The 24855-nt window shown below is 46.2% G+C and carries 21 protein-coding genes and 3 pseudogenes; 12 read left to right on the top strand and 12 right to left on the bottom strand.

What is annotated here, in order from left to right; genetic code table 11:
- Positions 1-78 precede the first annotated feature (78 nt).
- Positions 79-3012: an nSTAND1 domain-containing NTPase gene (locus tag AC5JM2_RS11405; protein ID WP_495834991.1), complete on the top strand. Its 2934-nt coding sequence runs from the start codon at positions 79-81 to the stop codon at positions 3010-3012.
- Between the two features lie 331 nt (positions 3013-3343).
- Here AC5JM2_RS11405 and AC5JM2_RS11400 read toward each other — a convergent pair whose 3' ends face one another.
- Both AC5JM2_RS11400 and AC5JM2_RS11395 read right to left on the bottom strand, forming a co-directional pair.
- Positions 3344-3721, bottom strand: coding sequence for a hypothetical protein (locus AC5JM2_RS11400; RefSeq protein ID WP_495834990.1), 378 nt, complete (start codon positions 3719-3721; stop codon positions 3344-3346).
- 153 nt (positions 3722-3874) lie between these two features.
- Positions 3875-4651 carry a carbonic anhydrase gene (locus AC5JM2_RS11395; RefSeq protein WP_495834989.1) on the bottom strand — a complete coding sequence of 259 codons (777 nt, stop codon included), beginning with the start codon at positions 4649-4651 and terminating at the stop codon, positions 3875-3877.
- A gap of 525 nt (positions 4652-5176) precedes the next feature.
- Between AC5JM2_RS11395 and AC5JM2_RS11390 the strand changes: the two genes are divergently transcribed.
- The 3 genes and pseudogenes from AC5JM2_RS11390 to AC5JM2_RS11380 all read left to right on the top strand — a co-directional run bounded on the left by AC5JM2_RS11390 (position 5177) and on the right by AC5JM2_RS11380 (position 9782).
- Positions 5177-6622: a cytochrome ubiquinol oxidase subunit I gene (locus tag AC5JM2_RS11390; RefSeq protein WP_495834988.1), complete on the top strand. Its 1446-nt coding sequence runs from the start codon at positions 5177-5179 to the stop codon at positions 6620-6622.
- 123 nt (positions 6623-6745) lie between these two features.
- Positions 6746-7759: a cytochrome d ubiquinol oxidase subunit II gene (gene cydB / locus AC5JM2_RS11385; protein ID WP_495834987.1), complete on the top strand. Its 1014-nt coding sequence runs from the start codon at positions 6746-6748 to the stop codon at positions 7757-7759.
- Between the two features lie 739 nt (positions 7760-8498).
- Positions 8499-9782, top strand: a pseudogene (locus AC5JM2_RS11380) (FAD/NAD(P)-binding protein).
- A 275-nt stretch (positions 9783-10057) separates the two neighbouring features.
- On the opposite strand, the gene AC5JM2_RS11375 reads toward AC5JM2_RS11380, so the two are convergent.
- Positions 10058-10180 (bottom strand): hypothetical protein, encoded by a 123-nt coding sequence (locus AC5JM2_RS11375; protein ID WP_495834986.1) that lies wholly within the window; start codon positions 10178-10180, stop codon positions 10058-10060.
- Between the two features lie 77 nt (positions 10181-10257).
- Here AC5JM2_RS11375 and AC5JM2_RS11370 point away from each other — a divergent pair, with 77 nt between their 5' ends.
- Positions 10258-11226: a protochlorophyllide reductase gene (locus tag AC5JM2_RS11370; protein WP_495834985.1), complete on the top strand. Its 969-nt coding sequence runs from the start codon at positions 10258-10260 to the stop codon at positions 11224-11226.
- Here the strand turns inward: AC5JM2_RS11370 and AC5JM2_RS11365 are convergent.
- From AC5JM2_RS11365 to AC5JM2_RS11330, 8 genes are all read right to left on the bottom strand, one after another.
- Positions 11197-11442, bottom strand: coding sequence for a hypothetical protein (locus AC5JM2_RS11365; protein WP_495834984.1), 246 nt, complete (start codon positions 11440-11442; stop codon positions 11197-11199). The two genes, AC5JM2_RS11370 and AC5JM2_RS11365, sit on opposite strands and share 30 nt — an antisense overlap.
- A 128-nt stretch (positions 11443-11570) precedes the next feature.
- Positions 11571-12797, bottom strand: coding sequence for a 2-methylaconitate cis-trans isomerase PrpF family protein (locus tag AC5JM2_RS11360; RefSeq protein WP_495834983.1), 1227 nt, complete (start codon positions 12795-12797; stop codon positions 11571-11573).
- 154 nt (positions 12798-12951) lie between these two features.
- Entirely contained in the window at positions 12952-14364 is a 1413-nt protein-coding gene (locus AC5JM2_RS11355) for an MmgE/PrpD family protein (protein WP_495834982.1), read from the bottom strand.
- Positions 14365-14985: 621 nt separating this feature from the next.
- Positions 14986-15561: an isochorismatase family protein gene (locus AC5JM2_RS11350; RefSeq protein ID WP_495834981.1), complete on the bottom strand. Its 576-nt coding sequence runs from the start codon at positions 15559-15561 to the stop codon at positions 14986-14988.
- A 177-nt stretch (positions 15562-15738) separates the two neighbouring features.
- Positions 15739-16941: an alpha/beta hydrolase gene (locus AC5JM2_RS11345; protein WP_495834980.1), complete on the bottom strand. Its 1203-nt coding sequence runs from the start codon at positions 16939-16941 to the stop codon at positions 15739-15741.
- A gap of 48 nt (positions 16942-16989) precedes the next feature.
- Positions 16990-17328 (bottom strand): nuclear transport factor 2 family protein, encoded by a 339-nt coding sequence (locus AC5JM2_RS11340; RefSeq protein ID WP_495834979.1) that lies wholly within the window; start codon positions 17326-17328, stop codon positions 16990-16992.
- Between the two features lie 476 nt (positions 17329-17804).
- Complete coding sequence (locus AC5JM2_RS11335; protein WP_495834978.1) at positions 17805-18116, bottom strand: YciI family protein; 312 nt, start codon at positions 18114-18116, stop codon at positions 17805-17807.
- Between the two features lie 33 nt (positions 18117-18149).
- Positions 18150-18557: a nuclear transport factor 2 family protein gene (locus tag AC5JM2_RS11330; protein WP_495834977.1), complete on the bottom strand. Its 408-nt coding sequence runs from the start codon at positions 18555-18557 to the stop codon at positions 18150-18152.
- Between the two features lie 203 nt (positions 18558-18760).
- Here AC5JM2_RS11330 and AC5JM2_RS11325 point away from each other — a divergent pair, with 203 nt between their 5' ends.
- Positions 18761-19759, top strand: coding sequence for an AraC family transcriptional regulator (locus tag AC5JM2_RS11325; RefSeq protein WP_495834976.1), 999 nt, complete (start codon positions 18761-18763; stop codon positions 19757-19759).
- Between the two features lie 12 nt (positions 19760-19771).
- A pseudogene (locus AC5JM2_RS11320) lies at positions 19772-19915 on the top strand (IS5/IS1182 family transposase); the annotation flags it as partial.
- 34 nt (positions 19916-19949) lie between these two features.
- Here the strand turns inward: AC5JM2_RS11320 and AC5JM2_RS11315 are convergent.
- Complete coding sequence (locus tag AC5JM2_RS11315; RefSeq protein ID WP_495834975.1) at positions 19950-20780, bottom strand: dienelactone hydrolase family protein; 831 nt, start codon at positions 20778-20780, stop codon at positions 19950-19952.
- A 515-nt stretch (positions 20781-21295) separates the two neighbouring features.
- On the opposite strand from AC5JM2_RS11315, the gene AC5JM2_RS11310 reads away from it, so the two are divergent.
- From AC5JM2_RS11310 to AC5JM2_RS11290, 5 genes and pseudogenes are all read left to right on the top strand, one after another.
- Positions 21296-22216, top strand: a complete 921-nt coding sequence (locus AC5JM2_RS11310; protein ID WP_495834974.1) for an NAD(P)-dependent oxidoreductase — start codon at positions 21296-21298, stop codon at positions 22214-22216.
- Entirely contained in the window at positions 22209-23156 is a 948-nt protein-coding gene (locus tag AC5JM2_RS11305; RefSeq protein ID WP_495834973.1) for a zinc-binding dehydrogenase, read from the top strand. The genes AC5JM2_RS11310 and AC5JM2_RS11305 overlap by 8 nt, the downstream gene beginning before the upstream one ends.
- A 307-nt stretch (positions 23157-23463) precedes the next feature.
- Entirely contained in the window at positions 23464-23640 is a 177-nt protein-coding gene (locus AC5JM2_RS11300) for an RRXRR domain-containing protein (RefSeq protein ID WP_495834972.1), read from the top strand.
- Between the two features lie 8 nt (positions 23641-23648).
- Positions 23649-23990 (top strand): annotated as a pseudogene (locus AC5JM2_RS11295) (RNA-guided endonuclease IscB); the annotation flags it as partial.
- A gap of 90 nt (positions 23991-24080) precedes the next feature.
- Entirely contained in the window at positions 24081-24830 is a 750-nt protein-coding gene (locus tag AC5JM2_RS11290) for an SDR family NAD(P)-dependent oxidoreductase (RefSeq protein ID WP_495834971.1), read from the top strand.
- The last annotated feature ends 25 nt before the right edge of the window (positions 24831-24855 follow it).

The raw sequence follows: 24855 nt of genomic DNA, 5'->3' as shown, positions 1-24855 counted from the left end.
AAAAGGCAAAAGTAGACATTCTCTTGTGTCACTTTTGCCTTTATCACCTTTGTATTTATACGCTTGGGAGGTGCATTTATGTCCAAATATAAATTTAACCGTAGTTTCGCCATTATTCTCGGTATTAATAATTATGAAAATGGCATCCCAGCGCTAGAAACAGCAGCTCCAGATGCTCTCAAACTCGCTAAAATTATCCAAGAGCAACATACACATCTCAAAGAGCAATATCAAGCGCAAAATAAGTATGAAGTCCAGTTGCTATTGAATCAACGCGTTACCCTCAAAAAGCTTAGGGAATTAATTGAAGATTTTAAAAAAGGACAGATATTTCTGGACAACGAAAAAGTTACGGTTACTAAAGACGATCGCGTCCTCTTTTACTTTGCCGGACATGGAATAGCTGACAATGCTATGGATAATGAAGATGGACCAGTAGGTTATCTCATCCCTCAAGATGCCACTGATGATAAAAGCACCTACTTGCCGATGCAAGAGTTACATGATGCTTTGAACGCACTTCCGTGTCGGCATATGTTAGCAATTCTAGATTGCTGTTTTGCAGGAGCTTTCCGTTGGGCAAGCCTCAAGCGAGATATTGTGCCCAAAGTCACAGTTTATAAAGAACGCTACGACCGTTTCATCAGTGATGCAGCTTGGCAAGTCATTACTTCGGCGGCTGACAATCAAAAAGCCTTGGATTCTTTAGGACAGCGCGGGAAAGTTATGGACGGAGACGAAGTTCACTCTCCTTTTGCGAAAGCTCTTTTTGATGCCCTACGCGGGAAAGCTGATGAAGCTGCCGACTCTAATAAAGATGGTATCATCACCGCCACCGAACTTTACTCATATCTGCGCGATAAGATTGAAATCTTCACACAAAACCAACACAAGCGACAAACCCCTGGTTTCTGTCCGCTCAAAAAACATGATAAAGGGGAATTCATTTTTTTGCTGCCTAATTTTGACCGAGATAAATTGCAGGATGCACCACCACTAAACGTAGAAAATAATCCCTACCGAGGATTGGAATCCTATGATGAAAAAGACAGTCACTTATTCTTTGGCAGAGAGAATTTGATTGAAAAGCTTTATCACAAAGCAGTTGACAACAAGCAAGCATTAACAGTGGTGTTGGGTGCTTCTGGAACGGGAAAATCGAGTCTAGCGAAAGCTGGACTTATCCCTAAACTGCGACAATGCAAGAATGGCAACACTTGGTTTATCCTACCCCCTTTCCGACCAGGAGAGTATCCCTTCAAGTCATTGAATAACGCACTGGCATCGGTCAATCAGCCTATGATACGCTCTGCGTCAAGCCTCCAGATTATCACCACTTCCCATGACGCAACATCTTCTGGTTTACTCACCCCAGCCGAAAGCCTTGCAAATTGGTTCAAGGAGCATCCCAAAGCAAATCTACTGCTAGTTGTCGATCAGTTTGAGGAATTAATAACTTTGTGTAAGAGCGATCAACAACGAGAGAAGTTTCAAGAACTGATCAAAGATGCAATTACCAAATATCCAGACAACATCCATGTAGTGATCACCCTGCGACTTGACTTTGAGGCTCAGTTTCAAACCTCTCTACTCAAAGACTTTTGGAATGATGCTCGGTTTGTTGTACCACTCATGACTCAGGATGAATTCCGCGAAGCAATTGAGAAACCCGCATCAGAGAAAGTTGTGTACTTCGAGCCTCCCAATTTGGTGGATGACTTGATCAATGAAGTCGTACAAATGCCAGGTGCTTTACCTTTGCTTTCTTTCACTCTCAGCGAATTGTACTTGAAGTATTTGGAAAAACGAAGGGATAACCGTGCCTTAACAAAGGAAGATTACGAAGAATTGGGAAGAGTCGTTGGTTCTATAACCAAGCGTGCTAACCAAGAATACGACAAGTTAGTACAAGAAGACCCCGCTTACAAAGATACAATCCGTCGGGTGATGCTGCGGATGATTTCATTACAAGGTGGTGAGTTAGCACGGCGACAGGTTCCTAAGTCTGAACTGGTGTACCCAGACCAAAAAGAAAACAAGCGAGTACAAACAGTCATCAAAAGTTTTTCTGATGCTCGCTTAATTGTTGAAGGTTCTGATTCTCAAGGTGAACCCTACGTGGAACCAGCCCATGATGCTTTAGTTCAAGGTTGGGATAAGTTACTAGTGTGGAAACGAAAAAACCAATCAACCATAGTTCTACAACGGCTACTAACGCCTGCGTCTGTTGATTGGAAAAATGAACAATCGAGACAGTTTCTTTGGAATACTAACCCCCGTCTTAATGTATTAAAAGACGTAGTTGATTCTAATGACAACTGGCTTAACACAGTAGAGACTGAGTTTATACAACGAAGCATTAGACAAAGAAATAAAGACACCCGTTCGCGTTGGGGCATTGGGATCACTGTCTCAATTATTCTCTTAACATTTATTGCATCTGCAACGACGTTAGTGGCGACAGTACTGTCTAAGTTGAAAAATAAACCAAATGTCATATTTGCTTCTCCTGGGCAGGAGATTCACGGTCATACAGGTTATAGATACCTTTACACTCCTAAAACTCCAAGAGCTTATTCAGGTGTAATTAACCTAATTGTGATGGGTATTCCAAAAAATACACCAGCATGTATAGAGGTTGGTCAGCTTGGGGGAAAGGGGGAAAGAATTGGGAAGAAACAAGATTTCAAGATAAATGCACCAAAAGAGGCAGGCGTATATTATGTTAAATTTAGATCTGCTTTAGAATATGGTTGTAAAGACCAAGGTCAACATAAAGGTGCTATAAATAAGTGGTTATCTGGAGAATATCAAATTCCTAAACAATCAAAGATAGGGATTATTATTGTAGGAAATGTATTTGAGTTTTCTATTTATAAAAAAATTTGGTTAGCTTACTCTGATGATGTACCTAGAACTGACAGTACTGGTGATGAAAATTCTAATACAGATGTGTATGTTTCTTTAAGAAACTTTGAGTTTGAAAAAAATAGCGTTCGTACTTCCCAATAATTTGCCAGATTTGAAGAGAAAAGATTGCTAACTCAGTTTATCTTGGTTGAGAAGTAGTACGCTCATCATTGTGTTGTGTTTTGTTAGCTGGTACCGAAAGAAATTTGCCACAAATACCTTTGGAATACACAATCTGAACAGACTGGAAAAATCAGTATGAGCGACAAAATCCACTCGCCAACCGCCGCAAATCCCGACAAGTAGCTTGCAGCAGGTGCGATCGCCTTTTATTCAAGAAGTCGCTTGCGACCACATGAGTTACTTCGGTACTGAATTCACCAAAGTTGTTTTAGAGGCTTTGATTGCAGATCTCAGACAGCAGCATCACCACCTAAGGAATACCAAACCACCCTCCCGTATCACCTCCTGCCCAACAGTCTCCCTGACAAACGGAGAAATTTTCGTCTGCCAGTCGCTTAAACTCCTCTATAGCACTGATATCTTGTTTCTCATAGTCTGCAGGGTGAAAAATTCTGCCAATGTATTTTCCTTGTAAACGAATTTGTCCAATGACATAAATGCCGTCTCCAACGCTGTAAACACCCTGACTAGGATTGCGGGAGTAAATTGCAATATAACCTCCATCATTGCCTTGATAGCGATTAACCGTTGGCAAAATGCGCTCTTGGTAGCCCGGTGCGGGATGATTGATCACACTCCCCTCACCTACATATACTCGGAAATCTTCATAAAGCATCGGGTTTTCCATACAGTTTTCCCAATCTAATGTTGTTTTTTATCCTAGCCTAGTAACGCACAGCAAGCCTAATTACCCAATTTGATACCTACACAATGTTACAGTCTATTCTGTTTCAACTACCCTGACTTTCTTCTTAAAAATTGGCGATTGTTTCTAGGGCTTTCAACTTGAACGCAACACAAAGCGATTGTTTAGGGGTTGCACAGGTCTGGCATCAATGGATATTAAGTCGGCAAATCGTTGGATCTGATTTTGTGAGATTTCAATAGGCTGCTGCATCACAATCCAGTTCACTCCTTGGGAGCAGGGTGGCGTCGTCAGAGAGCCAAAGTAACGGTAAACCTTTCGGTCTTTTGGTAAAAATTGCTCTGCATTTACCTTCACTGTCTTCACTACTTGCTCTGGTTCGTTACGATTTGGGAATGCGTCCCAGATCGGTTGCAGGGCAGCATTGTGTTGTCCCTGCTTCAATAACACTCCAATCACAGCTAGGGCACCAGCCTCACTGCGATGCACTAGATGCAGTTCCATGTCAAATGGTTTTTTATCAATGGTGTGTTCACTGGGGTCATGGAAGTGAAATTGCACCAGATTATAGGTCTGATCGTCCAGCTTAATTGAGCTTCCTTTGGCATAGTTCACTTGGATGGTATGACCGTTATTGACGATGCGTAGAGGAGTTTCCTTATAATCAATTTTAATCGGTGACAGTTGGGCTGCGACCCCTCCGTGCAAATCAATTGGCGATTGCTGGATTCCCGTTTTGCACAGTTGAAATTCGGGAGACAGGTTCCCCCAATTCTGGGTGCCGCTTTCTCCGATATAGCCCCAGTTAACTTCCTTTCCAACAGCCGCAGACGCCAACGATGGGAAACTGACACCTAAAGAAGTTTCCAGCACCCCAAATCCAAAGAGTTTAAGTAAGGTTCGTCTATCCATTATTGTTAACCTAAAGTTCTAAACAGCATTTTTAACTAATAAGCGTGAATGAGTGCAACACAACCGTTTTGACTGCTTGGACTGTTCACCAAATACAACCGTCAATTCAAATCTTACTTTAAGTGCAACTACTGAATCAACTTCACAGCAAGCCGTGTTTCAATGTCCCTCTAATGAGCGATACGCCGACTTCTAGAGGCGAGCTAGCGCTGCTGCTTTGCTACAGATCGCCAGCCTTCTCGAAAATATCGCGCTGATGCACAAGTCAATGACACCTTGTCAAACATTAAAATTTTCTCAAAAAACGCACTGTAAAGGATTGTTGCAATACCATACAAGGGAACCCAATACGGTTCGGTTAGCTTGTTTTTCTCAAGGGAGATCCCCCCAACCCCCTTAAAAAGGGGGCTTATAACCCTCTTTTACCCCCTTTTTAAGGGGGTCGCCGCAGGCGGGGGGATCTTATCCGAACTGTATTGCAAGGGAACCTATCCGTAAATTTTGGCTGATTATAGGGGGTAGCTTGTGGAATTTTTGTCGGATTCAGTTGTGCTATCACGTATGCAGTTTGCCCTAACTGCATTATTCCATATGCTCTGGCCCGTCCTAACCACAGGTATGGGAATTTATCTGGTTATTGTTGAGGGAGTGTGGCTGAAGACTCGTAATCCTGACTACTACCTTCATGCTCGCTTTTGGGCTAAATTCTACGTCCTGAACTTTGGTATTGGTGTTGCAACGGGCATCCCAATGGAGTTTCAGTTTGGCACCAATTGGTCACGCTTTTCGGAAGCAGCTGGTAACTTTTTTGGCAGTGTCATTGGGTTTGAAGCTTCCTGGGCATTTATGCTGGAAGCCGCTTTCTTGGGTATTATGCTGTTTGGTTGGGAACGTGTCAATCCTATAATTCACTATGTTTCCACCATCCTGGTTGCAGTTGGCGCAAACTTATCAACCCTGTGGATTTTAACTGCAAATTCTTGGATGCAAACCCCATCGGGTGGGGAACTTGTTAATGGCAAGTTTATTGTTCATGATTACTTTCAGGCGATCGCCAACCCGTTCATGAAAAACAGTGTCCTCCATATGTTCTTTGCCACATTGGAGACTTCTTTGTTTGTCATTGGTGGAATTAGCGCTTGGTATATTCTCAATCGTCGTCACGAAGCTTTCTTTTCTAAGTCTTTAAAAATTGCTTTAGCTGCGGCGATCGCCGTTGCACCATTGCAGATTTACATTGGGCATTTGAGTGGTGAACAAGTCTATCACTACCAACCTTCAAAACTTGCTGCAATGGAGGCGCAGTGGGAAACGACACCCGCTGGACAATCTGCAGATTGGAGTTTGCTCGCTATACCCAACGACAAAGCACAGAAAAATGACTGGGAAATCACCGTTCCCAATGCTCTTGGATATATTCTGGAATTTAAGCAAAAACTCACATACCCAGTACGCGGATTGAGTGAGTGGAAACCAGAAGACCGTCCTCACATGATTGGTCTAATTTACTACGCTTTCCGCATCATGATTGGGATTGGGTTTTTCTTCGCCGGATTAATGCTATTGAGTGTCTTGCAGTGGTTACGTGGTAAACTCTCTGCTGAGAATATTATTCAACAGCGTTGGTTGATGCGTGCGTGGGTTTTTGCGGCTCCTTTAGGATACATCGCCGTAGACTCCGGCTGGATTGTGCGTTGTGTTGGACGACAGCCGTGGATTGTTTACGGGCAGATTCGCACGGTTGATGGGGCATCCAATATACCTGCTAGCAATGTCTTAGCCTCACTCACTAGCTTTGCTGTTGTCTACAGCATTTTGTTTGTTGCGGTTTTGTACTTTGGTAGCCGCATTATTCGCAGAGGCCCAAATTTAGAACTCCCTCTCCCAGGTCTAGAACCCGATGAACCTGCTGTGGATACGACTCCAGCAGAGTTTGTGCCAGACGAACGTCCTGTTGAAGCAGAACAATAAACAAAATTCAAAATTCAAAATTCAAAGTTCAAAATTCAAATCATAAATTCTTTGAATTTTTGAATTTGAGAATTAACACATTTAAGATGCTCTCAACAATACATAACATCCCCTAAAGATTGTATGGAAACGCTAACATATTTTTTGCCGCAAGTATGGTTTGTGGTTTTAGCTCTATTCTTGTTGCTGTATGTCACGCTAGATGGATTTGACTTAGGGGTAGGAATCTTATCTCTAACTTCAAAAGATCAAGAACGTCGTGGCATTTTAATGACAAGTTTGAGCAACATTTGGGATGCTAATGAAACTTGGCTGGTTCTTATGGGAGGAGGTCTTTTTGGAGCATTCCCGCTTGCTTATGGCACAATTCTCAATGCGCTGTACATCCCAATTTTTGTTATGGTGTTTGGGTTCATCTTTCGGGCTGTAGCGTTTGAGTTTCGGGAGCTATCAAACCGAAAACTCTTTTGGGATTTTGCCTTTGGTGCAGGGAGTTTTGTTGCAGCCCTCGGTCAAGGTTTCGCCCTTGGTGCTGTGCTAAAAGGGATTGCTGTTGATGAGGCTGGTCACTTCATCGGGACATCTTGGGATTGGCTGAGTTGGCAGTCTGTACTGGTAGCTCTGACTTTAATTCAAGCATATGTCCTTATTGGCTCAACTTATCTGGTTTGGAAAACGACAGAGGAGTTGCAAACAAATCACTACAGAACTGCTAAAATTGCAGCTTGGACAACATTAATTGGTGCCATTTTCATCACAATTTCAACACCAATATTTTATGAAAGTGTAAGGATGCGCTTGTTTCAGCAGCCACTCGTTTACATCTTTGCCGTTATTCCAATATTAGGAGTTCTACTCATTTGGCAACTTCTCCAAAGCTTAAACCGTAAAGAAGAAAGAGCGCCTTTTATCTGGACAATTCTTCTTTTCGTTCTCACATTTTTCGGACTGGGGTTGATTGTTTTCCCCTATATCATTCCAGTGAAGATTACCATCTATGAAGCATCTGCTGACCCCAGTTCGCTTGTTATTATGATTATCTTCATTGGCTTCCTAATCCCCATCATGCTGTTCTATAACCTTTACCAGTACATTGTTTTTCGGGGAAAAGTGACTGGCGGTCATTACGAAGGTTAATCCCCGTCATATCATGTTCGGTATATCGCTTACGATATAAAATTCCCAAAGTTTTTATGTTTAAAAATTTCAGCGTTCATTTTATCGTAAGTATTTAAGCGAACATGATATCACTCGCTAGCCCCTAACAGGGGCGCTGCGCAAACGCTAACAAATTCAAAATTCAAAATTCAAAATTAAAGACAATTAGTGGGAACGCGTGTACCGCCACGCTATTGTTGACCACCCTTACGAATTCACCAGTCGCCTACCGAGGAGCCAGTACTGCGGGAGGGTTTCCCTCCGCAGGTATCTGGTATTGGAGACCCTCCTGTAGCGCTGGTTCACCAAAAACCTCCTCTTCTAATAAAATCAGGTTGTGCGATTCTTTACGTCGCTATCCACAGCAATCTTCTGAAGCAACTGCACTTACAACGAATAACGAATAACACTATGTTTTATTTGTTATTCGTATTGTGAATATCGAGTATCAAGGCGAGCGATGTCTGACGACAAGCCGCTCCGCGTCTATTACCACTATTAAAGGTTAGATGAGATGAACCTGGACAATTTATTGCTAGTCTAGTTCCCGGTGCAAAACTAAATTTCCAAAAAATAAGGGTACGAATTTAAGATGTTTCCAGGAACCAAAACCTTGGTTTTTATGCTTGATAGAATCAGCCTTCTGAGTTTCGCACCGGGAACTAGTCTAAAATCTCAACGCTATTATGAAAATGATTATCATAATAGCCATACTCGCATGGAAACTCCTCCACCATCCCTTCCCAGTAAAATTGACCTAGCAATTATTGGTGCTGGACCTCACGCTCTTACTTTAATCACCCATCTGCTGTAAAAACGGCAGACTATGCGGGGTAGATTTATGGTATTTGACCCCAGTGGCAGGTGGATGAGCAGATGGCAAGATCAATTTGCAGCTTTTGAAATTCCTCACTTGCGTTCCCCTGCAGTTCATCATCCTGATCCAAATCCGTTTGCTTTGCGGAAATTTGCCGAATCGCGTTCTCATGAGTTGTTTGCTCCCTACGATTTGCCAGGAACTGAGTTATTTGAGGATTTTTGCTTTGATGTTATTCGCCGCTTCCAATTAGAAAATCAAGTTTATACCAGTGCAGTGACTCGTATTGAACCTTTGCCTCATCTGATTCATCCCCAATTTCGCCTCTGGTTGCAAGACGGACAAACAGTGACTGCGCGGCGAGTAGTGCTGGCAACTGGTAATGGGAAATTTCAAATACCAGATTGGGTAAAAGAGATTCCATCAGGGTATCCTCAAGATAAACTTTGCCATTCACAGACAGTGGATTTACGTAAGTTGGAATTGACAGGTGAAAGAGTATTGATTGTAGGTGGTGGGTTGACAAGTGGACATTTGGCAGTCGGTGCGATTTCTCGTGGTGCGAAAGTCCATCTGATGATACGGCGACAGTTGCAAGAAAAATATTTTGACGCCGAACCGGGTTGGTTAGGACCAAAGTATCTCAAAGGGTTTTTTGAAGAATTGGATTTTGAAAAGCGCTTTTCTATGATTCAGCAAGCGCGTAACGGTGGTTCTATGACGCCTGCGATGGTGTTTCAACTACGCCGAGAAATGCGTAGTGGGAACTTGAGAGTTGATCAAAATTGCCAGGTAGTAAAAGCTGAGTGGTTGGGTAAGACTTGGATAGTGAAGTGTGGTGATGGTAGCGAATATGAGTGCAGTAGAATTTGGTTATCAACAGGAACCCGCTTCGATACAACTGCAGAACCACTGCTAACTGAAATCTTACAAGCTTACCCAATTCCCATAGTTAATGGTTTGCCCGTTTTGGATACTCATCTGCGTTGGCAAGGTTGCGAATTATTTCTGATGGGTGGGTTAGCTGCTTTGCAAGTAGGACCAACAGCGCGGAATCTATCAGGTGCAAGAATGACGAGTGAGAAAATTGTGCCAGCGATTATCAAACCACGTCTTGCGCTTTCTTATCCAGAAGTGCTTGATACTTTACTGTATATTACGGAGCATCCCAAACCCAGCGACTAAACTAATTTATCGCCACGCCTTACGGCTATCGGGAAGCCGCCCTCCGGGCGTCTACAAGTCGGGAAACCCGGACGCCCTATGGCTAATACCATTTCACGAAATCCCTGATACAAATGATTGATTTCTAATTCTTTACCCCTGCTAAGAGCCCCCCATTTATATCAACCTTAAAGTGAAACGGTATAACGCCACGCCTTACGGTGAGTCCAGCGCTGCGGGAGAGAGACCCTCCTGTAGCGCTGGTCTCACCAGATACCTACGGAGGGAAACCCTCATCAAGTACTGGCTCCCCAACGCAGTGGCGAACTTCGTTCCGCTCCGCTAACGGGAACCCCCGCACGGAAGTGTCCTCCCCAACCTACTAGCTTGTTAAATTTAGTTGAGGTAATTGTCGCCATTTACTCCAGAGAATTGACATCTAACAACCAGGGCGTGAGATTCTAGTAGACAGTCAAGACAACGGAGTGTGAATAAAATGGAACAACATCAAAAGTCAACGGTTGTGATCACGGGTGCATCATCAGGAGTCGGTTTGCAAGCGGCGAGAGCACTTGCCCAAAAGGGATGGTATGTGATTATGGCTTGTCGAAATATCGCGAAGACAGAAAACGCGGCTCAAAGCTTAGGAATGTCGCCCGACAGCTATACAATCATACATCTGGATCTAGCTAGCTTAGACAGTGTTCGCCAGTTTGTGAACAGCTTTAGGGAAAGCGGTAGATCCTTGGATGCTTTGGTGTGCAATGCTGCAGTTTATCTGCCTTTATTAAAAGAACCTTTGTACAGCCCAGACGGATATGAATTGAGCGTTGCTACGAATCACCTCGGACATTTCCTTTTGTGTAACCTTATGCTAGAGGATCTGAAAAACTCAGGCGCTAAAGAGCCAAGACTCGTCATTTTAGGCACTGTGACAGCTAATCCGAAGGAGTTGGGAGGTAAGATTCCGATTCCAGCACCTCCAGACTTAGGCGATCTCCAAGGCTTTGAAGCAGGTTTCAAAGCGCCGATTTCGATGATTAACGGCAAGAAGTTTAAATCCGGCAAAGCTTACAAGGATAGCAAACTCTGCAATGTGTTGACGATGCGCGAGTTGCATCGGCGCTACAATGAGTCAACGGGTATCATATTCAGTTCTCTGTATCCCGGATGTGTGGCAACAACAGCCCTGTTCCGCAACCACTTTCCCCTGTTCCAGAAACTCTTCCCACTCTTCCAGAAGAACATCACAGGGGGATTTGTGTCCGAAGAGTTGGCGGGCGATCGCGTCGCCGAAGTCGTAGCTGATAGTGAATACAACAAATCTGGTTCCTATTGGAGTTGGGGGAATCGACAAAAGCCCAATCGCAAGTCTTTTGAGCAAGAAATGTCTAATGAAGCGCTAGACGATAAAAAAGCTCAAAAACTTTGGAATTTAAGCGCCAAGTTGGTTGGACTCGCGTGACGAAGACGGTGCATTTTCCTTTGTGGCGATGCTCTTAAACAGAGCCGCCCAAGGCGCGATCGCCTTCACCCTTGGAAAATTACAGTAAATGAAGTCATTACAAAAGCCACCCGAATCTCCACCATTAGTATCAAAAGCTTTAAAACCAGGTAAAAGTCCAAAGTCATAAAATTTGTAAGTTCGGTGAAATAACCCACTGGTATTTAGACTAAGCAACTAGTCTAAATACCAGTTATTCTAAAAAACAGTAAAAACCGATTGTGACAGTCGAAGATGGGGAATGTAGGGTAAAGACGCTCTGCCTTGCGCCAAGTGGGGTATCCGCCGAGATAGGGTTAAGCGTTCTATTCGTGAATGACGGCAGGCAGTGTGTCCGTCTCTCCCCGGTTCACGCGATCATCAAAGTTTTCAAGCGTACTCTGCGGATAGTAGGCTGTGCAATCCATAAGCCGCCGTGCCGTTCGGCTAAAACCCAAATACTCAAACTTTACGAAGGGCGCTTCGTTCATTGGGTGAGCCTTTACCTTGGTAGGAGTGATACCTGAAGGATGTCCAATCCTCAACACATCTCCTGTTCGGCTCACTACCTTTTGGACAACGGAATCTTTAACGCACGAAGCTGCTGCTAAACACACCGAAGCAGTCCCAGCGATACTCTCATGGAGGCGGTTCATGAAGATGAGGCGCACCCTAAGATCCATGTCTTTCTCAGCTATCTCCATGCCACTTAGGGTCTTATAGTCCTTAGATGGAGACACCAGACCAACCATTGGCAACCCCGGCGACTCTTCGTCCACCCGTTTCCACTCCTTGCAGAAGCCGAACAGGACTCCAGCCTTGCCTCGCACCTCCCGAACCATATCGATCAATTTAGTGTTATCATTGATTTGATCGACAAGTTCACTGCCATCAATACCGAAGTCGGAAGCCAAAACCCATACACATGGGTTCGCTGCGTCACATAAGGTAGCGTTGATGCTTTTACCGTCTTCGAGCGTGATTTCGTCTCTCGGCTTTCCCGTCGGCAGGAGATGTCCCGTCTTAGCTCCAACGGTGTTCATCCAGTTCATGGCGATCTCAGCGCCCGTTCCCGGCACTCCAGGAACAGCGAAACTGCCTTCAACCTTGGCTTTGCCGTTCTTGACAGGAACGTCGGCAATGATGATTCTCTCAGTGTTTGTGTTGTAAATTCGGACGCGCGTATTATCTTCCTCGACGTTAATGAGACCTTCATCGATCGCGAAAGGACCGACTCCGGACGAGATATTTCCACAGTTGCCAGTGTATACGACAAGATTGCGTTCGATCTCGACTTGTGCAAATGTGTAGTTGATATCAGCATCCTCACGCTGAGATTTGGAAATTATGGCAACTTTGGACGTGATCGGTCGCGAACCTCCTAAGCCGTCGATCTGTAGAACGTCCGGCGATCCCATTACCCGCTGCAGAAGCTTGTCGCGTTTGGGACCTGGGCTCGGGAGATCGTGTTCGTGAAAATAGAGTCCCTTGCTAGTTCCTCCGCGCATAATGACGCAACGGAGCGTTGCTTGTTCAGATGTCAAGTCAGTCATTGTGTACTCCTTTCAATAGTTCGGACATTTTTTTGAACTGTTTCACAAGGCTTTCAGGGGTATTATCACTTAACCCAAAGAATTTAAGAATGCTTCTGGCTCAAGTTGACAATACCGGTGTGCGGGTCAGAAATGGGGCGCTCTTGAGAACCATTCACTCACCGCTCTGGAGCGGCAGGAGCTTGATGATGCTGCGCACAGAGTCTTCCGCGTCGAAAGCCATGATGCGATCCGCGATCCGCGCGGCGAGCTCATTGCCGTAGGTTTGACTGGACAACAGCATGAACTTCTCGCGCAGCTTGGCAGCACCGATCCAGTTCTCCGGCTCGCCGAGCGGAACGTTAACCCTCTCGGTGTCCTTCTTGCCATCAACCTCGACGGTCACGATTCCGCCGCCGTCGGGCACGTCGTCGTTCTTTTTGACGGTGACGCGCTTGGTGAGTTGAACGAGATCGGGCGCGGTGATCCGGTCGTAAGACTTCCAGTTGACTTGCCCATCCAGGAAGGCGGCGGCAACCTGGAAGTAAACGCTGAATTGCGCGTCTACTGTGTTCTTGGGGGTAATCTTGTCCGGGGAGGTTTCGCCGACGATGTCGTAGGCAGTAGAGGAGATTTCGACGGTCAGATTTGCCTTGGCGCGGTCCTCTACGGGCACGGAGTCTCTGAGCTTGATCGCGGCATCAATCGACCCGTGCGTCAGACGGCACGAGGGATAGGGCTTGATCGCCGTGTCCAGCAGGAGCCAGTTTTCGCCGAGGCGATCCAGCAGGAAGGCTGGGCGCGGCTCCTCGGTGTACGCTACCAGCAGACCGCGCTCTCCTTCAAAAGCAGAGGATGCCCCTTTAAGTCCGGCTTCCGCCAGCGCCGCACATTGCAGCGCATCATGAGCAGCGAAGCCAGGGTGCAGGCGCTTGTTGAAAGCGCCATTCTCCAGGTACTGCATCGAACCTGCGGCCTTGCTGAGTGCCAATCCCCAGGCATTTTCAATGGTGTGGCTATCAAACTTGCGGATCTTGGCGACGGCCGCCACTGCGCCGAAGATCCCGGCAACCGAGGTCATGTGAAACCCGCGCTTCCAGCATCCTGGTCCTAGGGCAGCACCAACGCGGCAGGCAATCTCATAACCGACCGCCGCCGCTTCAAAAAAAACTCGGCCGCTTGTGTCCAGCCGCTCGCTGTCGGCAAACAAGGCTGCGAAGACCGGTGCGCTAGGGTGACCATGCTGAATCCTGTTGGTGTCGTCGAAGTCAAGCGAGTGTGCATGACAGCCGTTGAGCAGAGCGGCATAAAGCCACGAAAAACCGCGTTTCTCACCGACGACGGTGGCGGGACCGACTTCGGGGTCCAGGCGCTTGACGGCAACCCTGATATCGGCGCTGCTTTCCGCGTGGCCGCTGGCAAAGGCCGCGATGCCAGTCCAATCTAGGAAAAAATCGCGCAACCGCGAAATTGCCTTGTCTGGCAGTTGATCGTAGGTAGTTTGCGCAACCCATATCGCCAAAGCTTGGGTAGCCCCCTTGCTCGTCGAAGAAGGCTGTACGTCATTTTGGGTCGCCTGGTTAATCATATTATTGTTTGTCCTTGAATTGATAGTTCAAACTTGAAAATAGTTAGGTTCTCCGGAGAAGAATGGTGATAAATCGCATCAGAAAGCATAGTGGACATCCTGACTCACCTCCTTCCCATAAACCTTGCTCGTGAACAACTTTAAGCCGCCGTCGAATAGAGTATTCAGCCGTACAAGAGTCGCTTGTTTTGTGACTTTTTTAACCCTTTTTAGTCACTCTGGGAAAAGAAAAATAATAGCCAATTTTTCAACTGTAGATAGAGCGAGCATTTAAGCGTTTATTTTCTAACAGAATGCCTGAAATCAAGATTTTTGATAAAAGTCATATGTTGTAAGGATTCTAGATTCTTATCCTCAGAAAGTGATAAAAAAGGGTTAAGAGTAATGCCTTTAAAAGAATCGCATTGACTAGATAGTTCCGTTAAGCCGCAACTTAAAATGCACTTCAACATATGCGCCCACCCAGCAGTAGCTCAACCGCAGTAACGAGATAGGTTATGTTGCAAAAAGTGATAGGCTTAAAAGCCTGTTGAGAAAAAAGTAGAGAGAGTTGCTTGCAAATCTGCGTTAAGCGTAGCTCTCCGTAGGAATCCCTTTAATCTAGCCTAACATTCTGAGGACTCATTCCACAAGCGCCTCCACAATCTCGCTCGACTGACGAACACGACCCATCAAGCCGAAGATGTGCTGCACTGCAAAGCGGTGCATCTCGGTAGTAAAGCTGCTCATCGCATCTTCAGCAAAGACAACTTCATACCCCATATCAAAAGCTGCTCGTGCAGTAGATTCGACTCCAGCATTCGTAGCAACGCCTCCTAGGACGATCGTCTTGATGCCGTGCCGCCGAAGCTGCTGATCCAGTTCAGTTCCGTAAAAGGCGCCCCATTGCCGCTTTGTGATCAGCAAGTCACTCTCCTGGTAACCACATTCTGGCACTAGCTCAGAGGCACTGGCTGGCAGTATTGGCGCATTTGGATCACCGGTCGAACGATCAGTTGGGAGATGCAGCATATCTTGAAGATCCACTCGAAGGTAAGCGACCAAAGCTCTCTGTGCGCGAAAGGAAGCAGCAAGACTGGCGCATCGCTTCACAACATCATTTGCTGAATAGGGAGCAAGTTGTCCTCTGAGCGTTCCAAGCTGTAGATCGATGAGGACAAGCGAGGTGGTCTCTGGAGCAAGTTTGAAGTCAACCATAAGTATTGCCTAATCGAGGGAATAAAAATTAGGGTTAGCGATTTCTGAAGTTCCTGTTTAGCAGACTATTCTGAAGATGCTTACCCTGAGATTAAGCTGTGGTACTGCACTGATCCTAAGTCAGTCATTGTGTACTCCTTTGCGTAATAGTGCGTGTGGTCTCGAAGACAAATTCAATTAGCGGCATTGGATAGCCGAGAGCGATTGCCGGAAAGCAACGAGCGCCGCTGCCACCGGTTCGGGTTGCTCCATGACCATCATATGGGTTCCTGGATCGATAAGTTTGTACTCGGCGTCCGGCAGTCGGCGCGCGGTGTCCTCCATCATCGCCGGCGTGGATGAAAAGTCTTGCTTGCCGGATAAAACCAGCGTGGGAACCTTGATTTCCTTCAAACGGTCAAGCACGTCTCGACGTGCCATCGCACGCCAGGCCGCCGCCCAATCCTCGACCCGCGCGCGCTCGACGCACTGGCGGGCGTAGCGCACTTCCCAGGTGTTGTTGGCGATGGTCGCCGGCAAGAACCAGCGGATGAGTGATTCGGCAAGCTGCGCTTGCATCCCGTGCTGCTCGGCGTTGACCGCCCGTCCTTCGAGGGCTTCGCGCGGGGATTTGCCCGCAGTGGCGAGCAAGGCGAGCGAGCGGAGGCGTTCGGGATGGTTCAGGGCGAAATACTGCGCGACGGCACCGCCGTACGAAGCTCCGTACACATCCGCCTTTTTGATGTTCAGCAGATCCAGCAACGTGCGCGTATCGTCGGCGAGCTGATCGAGAGAAGTCGTCGCTGGCGCGCCTCTTCCCCTGCCGTGTCCACGCAGATCGTAGGCGATCACCCGGCCGAGACGAGCCAAACTCGGGTACACGACCCGCCAGAAGCGGTGGTCCATGTCAAGCGCGTGGATCAGCACGATGGGGGTGCCTTCGCCGCCGTTGTCCCACACCGCGCTCTCGTAATCACCGATGCGAATGGTCTTCTCGACTACGCCGGGCAGGCGTTGCTGGCGTTCGCCCGTGAAAAACCCCGCGAGATGGCGAGCGGCGTTCACGGCGCGAGGTGCGCCGGCGTACAAACAGGCATGGTTGACGACCGACAAGATTTCGTCGTCGGTGGCCCCGTGCTGAACGGCGGCTTTGAGGTAAACCTGCAACTGGTCGCCGGTGTCACCAAACGCGATCAGGCTTGCCAAGGTGATCAGCGCCCAGTTGCGGTATTCCATGATGGAGTCGGCAAACAGGCTGCCGAAACCATCCTCCAAGAGAAAACGGCTCAGAGGATGACTCACATGCTCTAGTTCATCCAGTAGGCCGAGCATGTTCGCGCCCGCTAAGCCTTCGGCCTCGCGTCGGTCCATGATGGTTTTGGTGTCTTCTGTGTCAGGCATAAACGTTGTTCCGTATGGTTGAAGTTGAACGGCAAGTAATCGCAGGGCTCAGAGTTGCATCGGTCCAACGGCTCCGTAGAACAGCTGGATTTTTTGGGGGTCATCCTTGGACATCTCAAGGATATGGACAAAAACGGGGATGCTCGTTTTGTGGGGGGTCTCGTGCGCGGTCATGATAACCCGGCCTCGTGCCAGCTTCGTGGCACCGCCATCCCAAAATTCGAGCACTTCGTGTTTAGTATCCATCTTGGAGTCGAATTTTTTCAAGTGCGTCTTGATCTGCTCCAACCCATGGAGATGCCCCACGCCGAATTCGTCTTCGGCGTCCGGCGAGAAGGCGGCATCGAAGCCGCTGCCAAAGCTTTTGTCATCAATTTCGGCAAACATCTAGGACTTACGCACTGTACAAATTAACCATAATATGTAGTACGAGATTGGGTAGTTTCAGGCGCTTCGTATAACCCTAATTTACTTGCTCTGTTGCGATACGCCTCTGGTGTCTGCGCGCAGCGCAATCGCTAGCTGCTCAACATAGCTGAAATACCCATATTGCGTGTAGTACTTATGTACGATGCGTAAGTCCTACCTTCTTTACGCTAAGCGAAGTACCAACAATATGACCGAAAATTCCGACTTTGGCACGTTTGGTCGGTTTGAGGAAACTCCCGTTGAGTCAGATGCCTGCCGACATGAAAGAAGCGTATCCAACCAAGTCAGGGTTGTACTCAGCGCCTGAAACCTCCATTTTGCGTCATTCATATTATGGTTAATTTGTACAGTGCGTAACTCCTAGAAGGGTTAACGGTGGAACGCTTTATGCTGGGAGCATAAACTATTGTTGCGACTCGTTACTACATTCACGGTCATACAATCAATTCTTTCAGTCGTAACTCCTTTAACTGAAGTCGTGCTTCCTGAGCAGTACTTCCGTTTACCCCAGGAACCACTTCTGGCTGCATCTGTCGCCAGCGACGCACGCGCACCAACTCAAACACCCCAGCTTTGTGAAACGGTTCGTTGTCGATGAAAGTACGCGCCTCAGCAGCATTTGCGACGTTGACGATCATCAGCGTCGCAAATGCTGCCGCCCTCTGCGTTCTCGAATGGTTCACCAATGTGGATTTTGGTGGCGTTTTCCTTGAAATATTGGAGATGGTGATCGTGAGTCTGTTCACGCAATTCTCCAATGATTTAATCGACTTGCGATGTCATCTAACGTCGGTTGTTCCTGCTTCGATGACCTTAGTGACCAAGGCTGAGTCTAAGTAAGCACGGACTTCGACAATCTGCTCATCGCGGAATTGGCAGATCCAACAGTATTCGTTATTGAACTGAACACCACTCTTGGCAGTCGCTTGGGTGTAAAGTTCTACGATCGCAGTGTCTCCATCAACGAAGACATCGCGTGTGAACAATTTCAAACCCCCGCTGAACAAAGGATTAAGCCGTGAGAAGGTCGCTTGCTGGAACGCAGTTTTCGATTTATAATTGCCTGCAAGGGGTTGTGTACCCAACACAGTCCATTTCACATCATCTGCAACAGAGTCAAAAAATTTTTCGGGCGTGTCGCTTTCTAAATACTTGAATATGTTGCGAACAGTCTTATAGGTAATCATAACGCCACTTCGTCCTTTTCACTTTAATGATTTTGAAAGAGTCTGCATTGACCAGATCGTTTAGATTGTTCCTTTAACCTACTTCCAGAGAAAGGCTGAATACAATGACTATAAACGACAAAAGATTGACCTAAAATGTCAGTGAGAGTACTAACGCAGGCGGTTCGGAAAGGATGGGATTGCACGCTGTCTCAATTAAACTAGTGCAGGGCATTTTAAGTGCCGCCCTTGCTGCTGACTCAGACTTAGAGGCGGAACAAATGTTGGCTGCCATCGGGCTTTACCCAGAAATCTTAAAAGATGCTGATGTGTACATTTCCCATGAAAAGTTCATTGCCCTTTGGGTAGAATTAGTTCGTTGTTCTGGCAATCCTAGCATTGGTCTAAGGATGGCGGAGTTCGCACAGCCTAGTTGCTGGGATGTGGTAGGTTATGCCGTTGAGAGTAGTCCTAATTTGAATGAGGCAATGCGGCGTATTGTTCGCTCAGTAAGAGTTCTGCACGAAGAGGCAGAGATGACTTTTGAGGTTAAAGGGAAGGTTGCACGCCTAACTCATACCGTCCCAAGTTTCCCTATCTCTCCATACCGTGCTAACTGTGATTGGGTTGTAGCAGGTATCTTCTTGCTGATTCGGAGAATAACAGGAGTAGATTTTGTGCCCCTCAAAGTGGGGTTTCAGTACAGCTTACCTGAGGATATTTCTGCCTATCATCGATTATTTCGCGCTCCCCTAAAGTTTGGGCAGCCCGTTAATGAAATTGCTTTTGATTCTACTTTTCTCTCTTCACCGCTCTTGAAATCATATCCTGGACTTGGAAGAGTGCTAGATCGCTATATTGAGGATTTACTGGCGAAGTTGCCTCATTCAGAAAGTTTTATCGACAGCGTTCGTCGGGAAATCAGTATAGAACTACGCGGAGGGAATTTGGGAGTTGAGGTGATCGCCAAACGCTTAGGATTTGTTCCCCGCACCCTCCAGCGCAAGCTTAAGGAAGCTGGTAGTTCTTATCAAGAACTTCTCGACGAGATGCGGCGATCGCTCTCAATTCATTATCTTCAAGAACAACACATGGCTGTGTCTGAAGTGGCATTTCTCTTGGGTTTTTCGGAAGCTAGTGCTTTCTATCGGGCATTTAAACGTTGGACAGGCACAACACCAAGTGAGTTCCGTCGTACTTTGAAACTCACCAATGATAAATAACTAGCACGTTTGAGAATTGTTGGAGAACATATCAATCGTCGGTTAAAGATTTTCTGAATTATACAACAGCGCTACTGTAATCGCAGAAAGCGATTCGGTCTACGATTGAATCTGATAGCTGGACTTCTCAACAATGAATTGTCTCTCCTTTCATGATTCATGCAAGAGGTCTAGTCAGCAATCCCTCACTTTACACTCCATTCTGCTTAAACCAGGCTTGGAGGCGCTGCCAGCCTTCTTTAGCTTCTTTCTCACGGTAGGAGGGGCGATAATCGGCAAAAAAGGCATGGGGTGCATCTGGGTAAACAATAATTTCCGATTTGCTGCTGCCTGACTTGAGGCGATCGCGCATCTGTTCCACGGTATCTAGGGGAATACCTGTATCCTTGCCACCATAAAGTCCGAGAATGGGGACTTTCAACGTAGAGGCAATATCAATAGGATGCTTGGGTGTTAATTGGGTTACATCACCTACCAGTTTCCCATACCAAGCGACACCTGCCTTAACTTGAGGATTGTGTGCCGCATACAGCCAGGTAATACGACCACCCCAGCAGAAGCCTGTAATTCCCAACTTATTGCTATTGCCCTTTGATGATTTCACAGTCCAGTCTACTGTGGCATCAAGGTCGGATAACACTTGAGCATCTGGTACTTTAGCTACTATCGGGCGAATTTCTTCTATATTGCTTAACTTCGAGACATCGCCTTGACGCACAAACAATTCGGGGGCAACTGCCACATACCCTAATTTAGCAAAGCGACGGCAGATATCCTGAATGTGTTCGTGTACACCAAATATTTCCTGAATTACTAGGACAATCGGGAAATTTCCACCTTTTGCAGGCATCGCTCTGTAAGCCGGAATTTCGCCATCTTGAACGGGAATTTTCACCGCACCCGCGACTAATCCCTTGCTATCGGTGGTGATGACTTTGGCAGAAACGGGTTGCACTGCTAGGGCAAAACCTGTTGCTATTGTAGCTGTTGCAATAAATTTACGGCGCGTTGTCTGTTTCATTATTCTCTTGAGTTATGCGATAAGCGGAGCAATAAGCCAAAGGCTTATCGCTTTTGCTGGAAATGACCTGTCATCAAGTCGCTATCGGGTTAATAGAATAGTTAGATAATCTAACTATTAAATTCATATCATGAATAATTGTAAATCGAGTTGCCAACCTTAGTTGAGATCCCCGACTTGTCACTAGAAGTCGGGGATCTTGTTTTCGCGCATCACTGTTAAGTAGCTCACCCACTTACTTAAGGTTTGCTGTGATATAGCAATCCTAAATGATTTATGAAAAATCTTAAGTATTGTAGGGTGGGCAGTGCTTTTCGTATTTTGCTGACAACATCCAGGTTTTGCTAAGCACTGCCCACCCTACGTGTCGTTCAAAAATCAAATAGGAGTCCTATATTGTTTGAAATTGTTAAATCCGGTTATACTATCAGAATAGTGTACTTTAAAAGAGAACTCAATCACTTAAACTTAAATTAGTTTGTTAGTTATAAGCTGAAAATTAAGTAAAGCTTTTCATGCAGATTCAAACTGTTGGTATTTTAAGTCCGGGTGACATGGGGCAGGCGATCGCCTCCGTACTCAATCAACACGGATTGAGTACAGTGGCTGCTTTGGACGGACGAAGCGATCGCACGATCACATTGGCAAAAGCAGCAAACATCCAGGATGTGGGTTCTCTCAAACAACTGGTTATTGCATCCGATGTGATATTGTCAGTTCTAGTTCCCGCAGCAGCAGAAGAAGCGGCAAAGCAAGTAGCCGAGACAATAGGCAACGTTGGCAAAAGCGTATTGTATATTGACTGTAATGCTATTTCACCCCAGAAAGTGAAAAGTGTTGCCCAAATCATCGAATCAGCCGGGGGACAATTCGTGGATGCATCAATTATTGGTCCGCCACCACGAGTTCCCAATCGCACCCGAATTTATGCTTCTGGAAAACAAGCTAGTGAATTTCAACAGTTGCAAAATTATGGCTTAGATGTGCGAGTAATTGGTGATGAAATTGGTCAAGCTTCCGGGTTGAAGATGTGCTATGCAGCTTTAACGAAAGGACTGACAGCGATCGGCACACAATTACTGATTGCGGCTCATCGCTTAAACTTGGATCAGCAGCTGTGGGATGAATTGTCTAATAGCCAACAGGAACTAGCTAATATACTAACCCGTTCCATTCCCTCCATGACACCTAAAGCTCATCGCTGGGTGGGGGAAATGGAAGAGATTGCCGAAACCTTTCAAGCGTTGGGTTTGACTGAGCGGACTTTCCAAGGAGCAGCCGATATTTACGACTTGGTGAAAGAAACCTCATTGGGGAAGGAAACACCAGAAGAACGTAAAGACACACGTAACTTTAGCGAAATTATTACTATTCTTTCTCAAGAAACTACATCTGATAACTTTCAAACTCATTCAGGAGATTTTCAACATGAGTAAAATACGTGCCGTTGTTGTCGATCCCAATGTATCAGGACGTTTGGCACTGCGTGAGGTTGATGCACCGACACCTGCTGCTAATGAGGCGGTGATTCGGGTAGCAGCAATTTCTCTCAACCGTGGTGAAATCAGACGTTCCACTACTGCTGAAGCGCTTTGGCGACCTGGTTGGGACTTAGCGGGAACAGTTGAAACCCCTGCGGCTGATAATTCCGGACCAACTCAAGGAACGCGGGTAGTTGGTTTTCTTCGTTCTGGTGCTTGGGGAGAATTGGTGTCTGTACCCACCCACTCTCTAGCGGAATTACCACCCTCAGTATCCTTTGGCCAAGCTGCTACATTACCTGTAGCAGGTTTAACGGCTTACCATGCTTTACTCAAAGGTGGTTCGCTTCTAAATCGTCCAGTCTTAATTACAGGTGCATCCGGTGGTGTTGGTAACTTTGCCATCCAGTTAGCGCGGTTGAGTGGGGCGCAAGTTGTCGCACACATTCGCCGTCCAGAATACGAAGCTTTTGTCAAAGATGCTGGGGCGCATTCTGTTGTCATTGGTGAAGATGTTTCAACAGTCAGTGAGTACGGTCCATATCATTTGATTTTGGAGTCTGTGGGTGGGAATGTCCTGGGAACAGCCCTCGGTTTGTTAGCACAGGATGGGGCGATCGTTCTGTTTGGCACCTCAGGGGGAAATGAAGTGACATTCAACGCTCAACGCTTCTATGGTACTGGTGGTGCAAGTTTATACGGCTTTATCTTGTTTCATGAACTACAACGAGAATCGGCAGCAGTTGGGTTGAAACGGCTGGCAAATTTAGTAGAATCAGCACAATTGCGTCCGCACATCGATTTAGAAGCTGATTGGACACAAATAGCTGATGTAGCACAAAAACTACTTGATAGACACTTTCCAGGTAAGGCTGTACTGCACGTCAGGAATTGAAGACATCACAACTAAATTACGTTTTTGTGTGTAAATTGCTGTAAGCAACCCCCAAATTGAATTTGGGGGCTTCAGCAAACGTTGAAGCCCTAGCTTACCAGACTAAGTGGTTAGCGCACTACGTTCAGAACAAGCGTTAAAGTTCCTACCTACAAATGCGTAGCTAGTTTGTAGCTCTAGAACCAAAAGATTAAACATCTGTATGGGTTAAGGAAGTGTCTTTTGGATAGTACCGATTCTGAACATTGTCAAAGCTCACATTACCCGAAAGGCTTGCCTTGAGCGTAGTCGAAAGGAGGGACATAAAATGTCCAAAGTTTTTGTAATAGATTCAGATAAACGACCACTAGATTCAATTCACGCAGCAACAGCAAGGCAGCTTTTAAGGAACAAGAAAGCAGCGATATTTAGACGCTTTCCTTTTACGCTAATACTTAAAGAATCACGTCCTCGCGCACCTGTTTACCCACTTAGAATAAAATAGACCCTGGCGCACAATGTGTTGGGAAATCTACGCCAATTCTCAATGTCAAGAATGTAAAACCCTTGCTGATCGCAGCAAACGGGCACGGAACCCATCAATTATGCCGTACTGACAAATATGGTTTCCCTAGTTGTCATTGCTCAAGAACTAAATTCCATTTTGGTTTTCAGACTGGAGACATTGTAAAAGCTGTTGTTACTTCTGGGAAAAAGATTGGTCAATATGTTGGAAGAATTGCAACTCGTGCAACAGGCAGTTTTAATATTTCAACCAAAAACGGATTAGTTCAAGGTATTTCGTACAAGCATTGCAAACACATTCACAAAAAGGACGGTTACTCATATGCCTAGTTTGAAGACTTTGACGGTTGATAAATCAACCGTGTCGTGTTTCCTCCGTGGCTTGAAAGCGCACGGTTTCCACACTCCCGGGAGGTCAGTATGAGTTTAGATCTACAACTATCAGGTAAAACGGCAATTGTTACCGGTGGTAGTGCCGGAATTGGACTAGCTATTGCCAAAGCCCTCTATAGTGAAGGTGTGAATGTGGCGATCGCCGCCCGGAATCCCGAAAGATTAGAGCAAGCAGTCAGCACTATCGAATCACTTCCTAGTAGTGGTGCTACAATCATCTCTATCAGTGCCGATCTCAGTCAAGCGGAGGGTGTAGAGAAAGTTGTTTCCACCGCACTAGAACAATTAGGTCAGATTGATATCGTCATTAATAACGCTGGTTCAGCCCGCGCAGGAGCATTTATTGACCTTGGTGATGATGCATTTTTGGATGCTTGGAACTTAAAATTATTGGGCTACATTCGCCTGGTAAGAGCCATTTTGCCCCATCTGCAAAGTCGGCGTGATGGGCGGATTGTGAATATTATTGGCGGTGCAGGACGCACACCCCGTCCTAGTTTTCTCCCTGGTGGTACAACGAATGCTGCGCTGTTAAATTTTACGCGGGGGATTTCTAAAGAGTTAGCTCAACACAATATTCGTATTAACGCCATTTCACCAGGTTTGACAGCAACTGAACGTGCAGAAAGTTTAGCACAGCAAAATGCTCAGAGTCAGGGTGTGAGTGTGGAAGAAGTTAAGGCAGAATCTTTAAAAGCAATTCCTTTAGGGAAAATCGTCAAGCCCGAAGAAATCGCAGCGCTAGCTTTATCCCTCTTCTGTCACTTTCCGGAGTAAGCAAGTAGTAAATAAGTTAAATTAT

Source organism: Brasilonema angustatum (assembly GCF_059505445.1).
Note: the sequence above shows the minus strand (reverse complement) of the source record. Positions and strands in the feature narration are given on the sequence as shown.

Bases quoted from the DNA above. Each gene is read 5' to 3' on its own strand.
- AC5JM2_RS11405 (WP_495834991.1), top strand. From the start codon at position 79: ATGTCCAAATATAAATTTAACCGTAGTTTCGCCATTATTCTCGGTATT.
- AC5JM2_RS11350 (WP_495834981.1), bottom strand. From the start codon at position 15,561: ATGGTTGACTTCAAACTTGCTCCAGAGACCACCTCGCTTGTCCTCATC.
- AC5JM2_RS11290 (WP_495834971.1), top strand. From the start codon at position 24,081: ATGAGTTTAGATCTACAACTATCAGGTAAAACGGCAATTGTTACCGGT.
- AC5JM2_RS11345 (WP_495834980.1), bottom strand. From the start codon at position 16,941: ATGCCTGACACAGAAGACACCAAAACCATCATGGACCGACGCGAGGCC.
- AC5JM2_RS11360 (WP_495834983.1), bottom strand. From the start codon at position 12,797: ATGACTGACTTGACATCTGAACAAGCAACGCTCCGTTGCGTCATTATG.
- AC5JM2_RS11305 (WP_495834973.1), top strand. From the start codon at position 22,209: ATGAGTAAAATACGTGCCGTTGTTGTCGATCCCAATGTATCAGGACGT.
- AC5JM2_RS11355 (WP_495834982.1), bottom strand. From the start codon at position 14,364: ATGATTAACCAGGCGACCCAAAATGACGTACAGCCTTCTTCGACGAGC.
- AC5JM2_RS11310 (WP_495834974.1), top strand. From the start codon at position 21,296: ATGCAGATTCAAACTGTTGGTATTTTAAGTCCGGGTGACATGGGGCAG.
- AC5JM2_RS11300 (WP_495834972.1), top strand. From the start codon at position 23,464: ATGTCCAAAGTTTTTGTAATAGATTCAGATAAACGACCACTAGATTCA.
- AC5JM2_RS11375 (WP_495834986.1), bottom strand. From the start codon at position 10,180: ATGGCGACAATTACCTCAACTAAATTTAACAAGCTAGTAGGTTGGGGA.
- AC5JM2_RS11315 (WP_495834975.1), bottom strand. From the start codon at position 20,780: ATGAAACAGACAACGCGCCGTAAATTTATTGCAACAGCTACAATAGCA.
- AC5JM2_RS11340 (WP_495834979.1), bottom strand. From the start codon at position 17,328: ATGTTTGCCGAAATTGATGACAAAAGCTTTGGCAGCGGCTTCGATGCC.
- AC5JM2_RS11330 (WP_495834977.1), bottom strand. From the start codon at position 18,557: ATGATTACCTATAAGACTGTTCGCAACATATTCAAGTATTTAGAAAGC.
- AC5JM2_RS11400 (WP_495834990.1), bottom strand. From the start codon at position 3,721: ATGGAAAACCCGATGCTTTATGAAGATTTCCGAGTATATGTAGGTGAG.
- cydB (WP_495834987.1), top strand. From the start codon at position 6,746: ATGGAAACGCTAACATATTTTTTGCCGCAAGTATGGTTTGTGGTTTTA.
- AC5JM2_RS11395 (WP_495834989.1), bottom strand. From the start codon at position 4,651: ATGGATAGACGAACCTTACTTAAACTCTTTGGATTTGGGGTGCTGGAA.
- AC5JM2_RS11370 (WP_495834985.1), top strand. From the start codon at position 10,258: ATGGAACAACATCAAAAGTCAACGGTTGTGATCACGGGTGCATCATCA.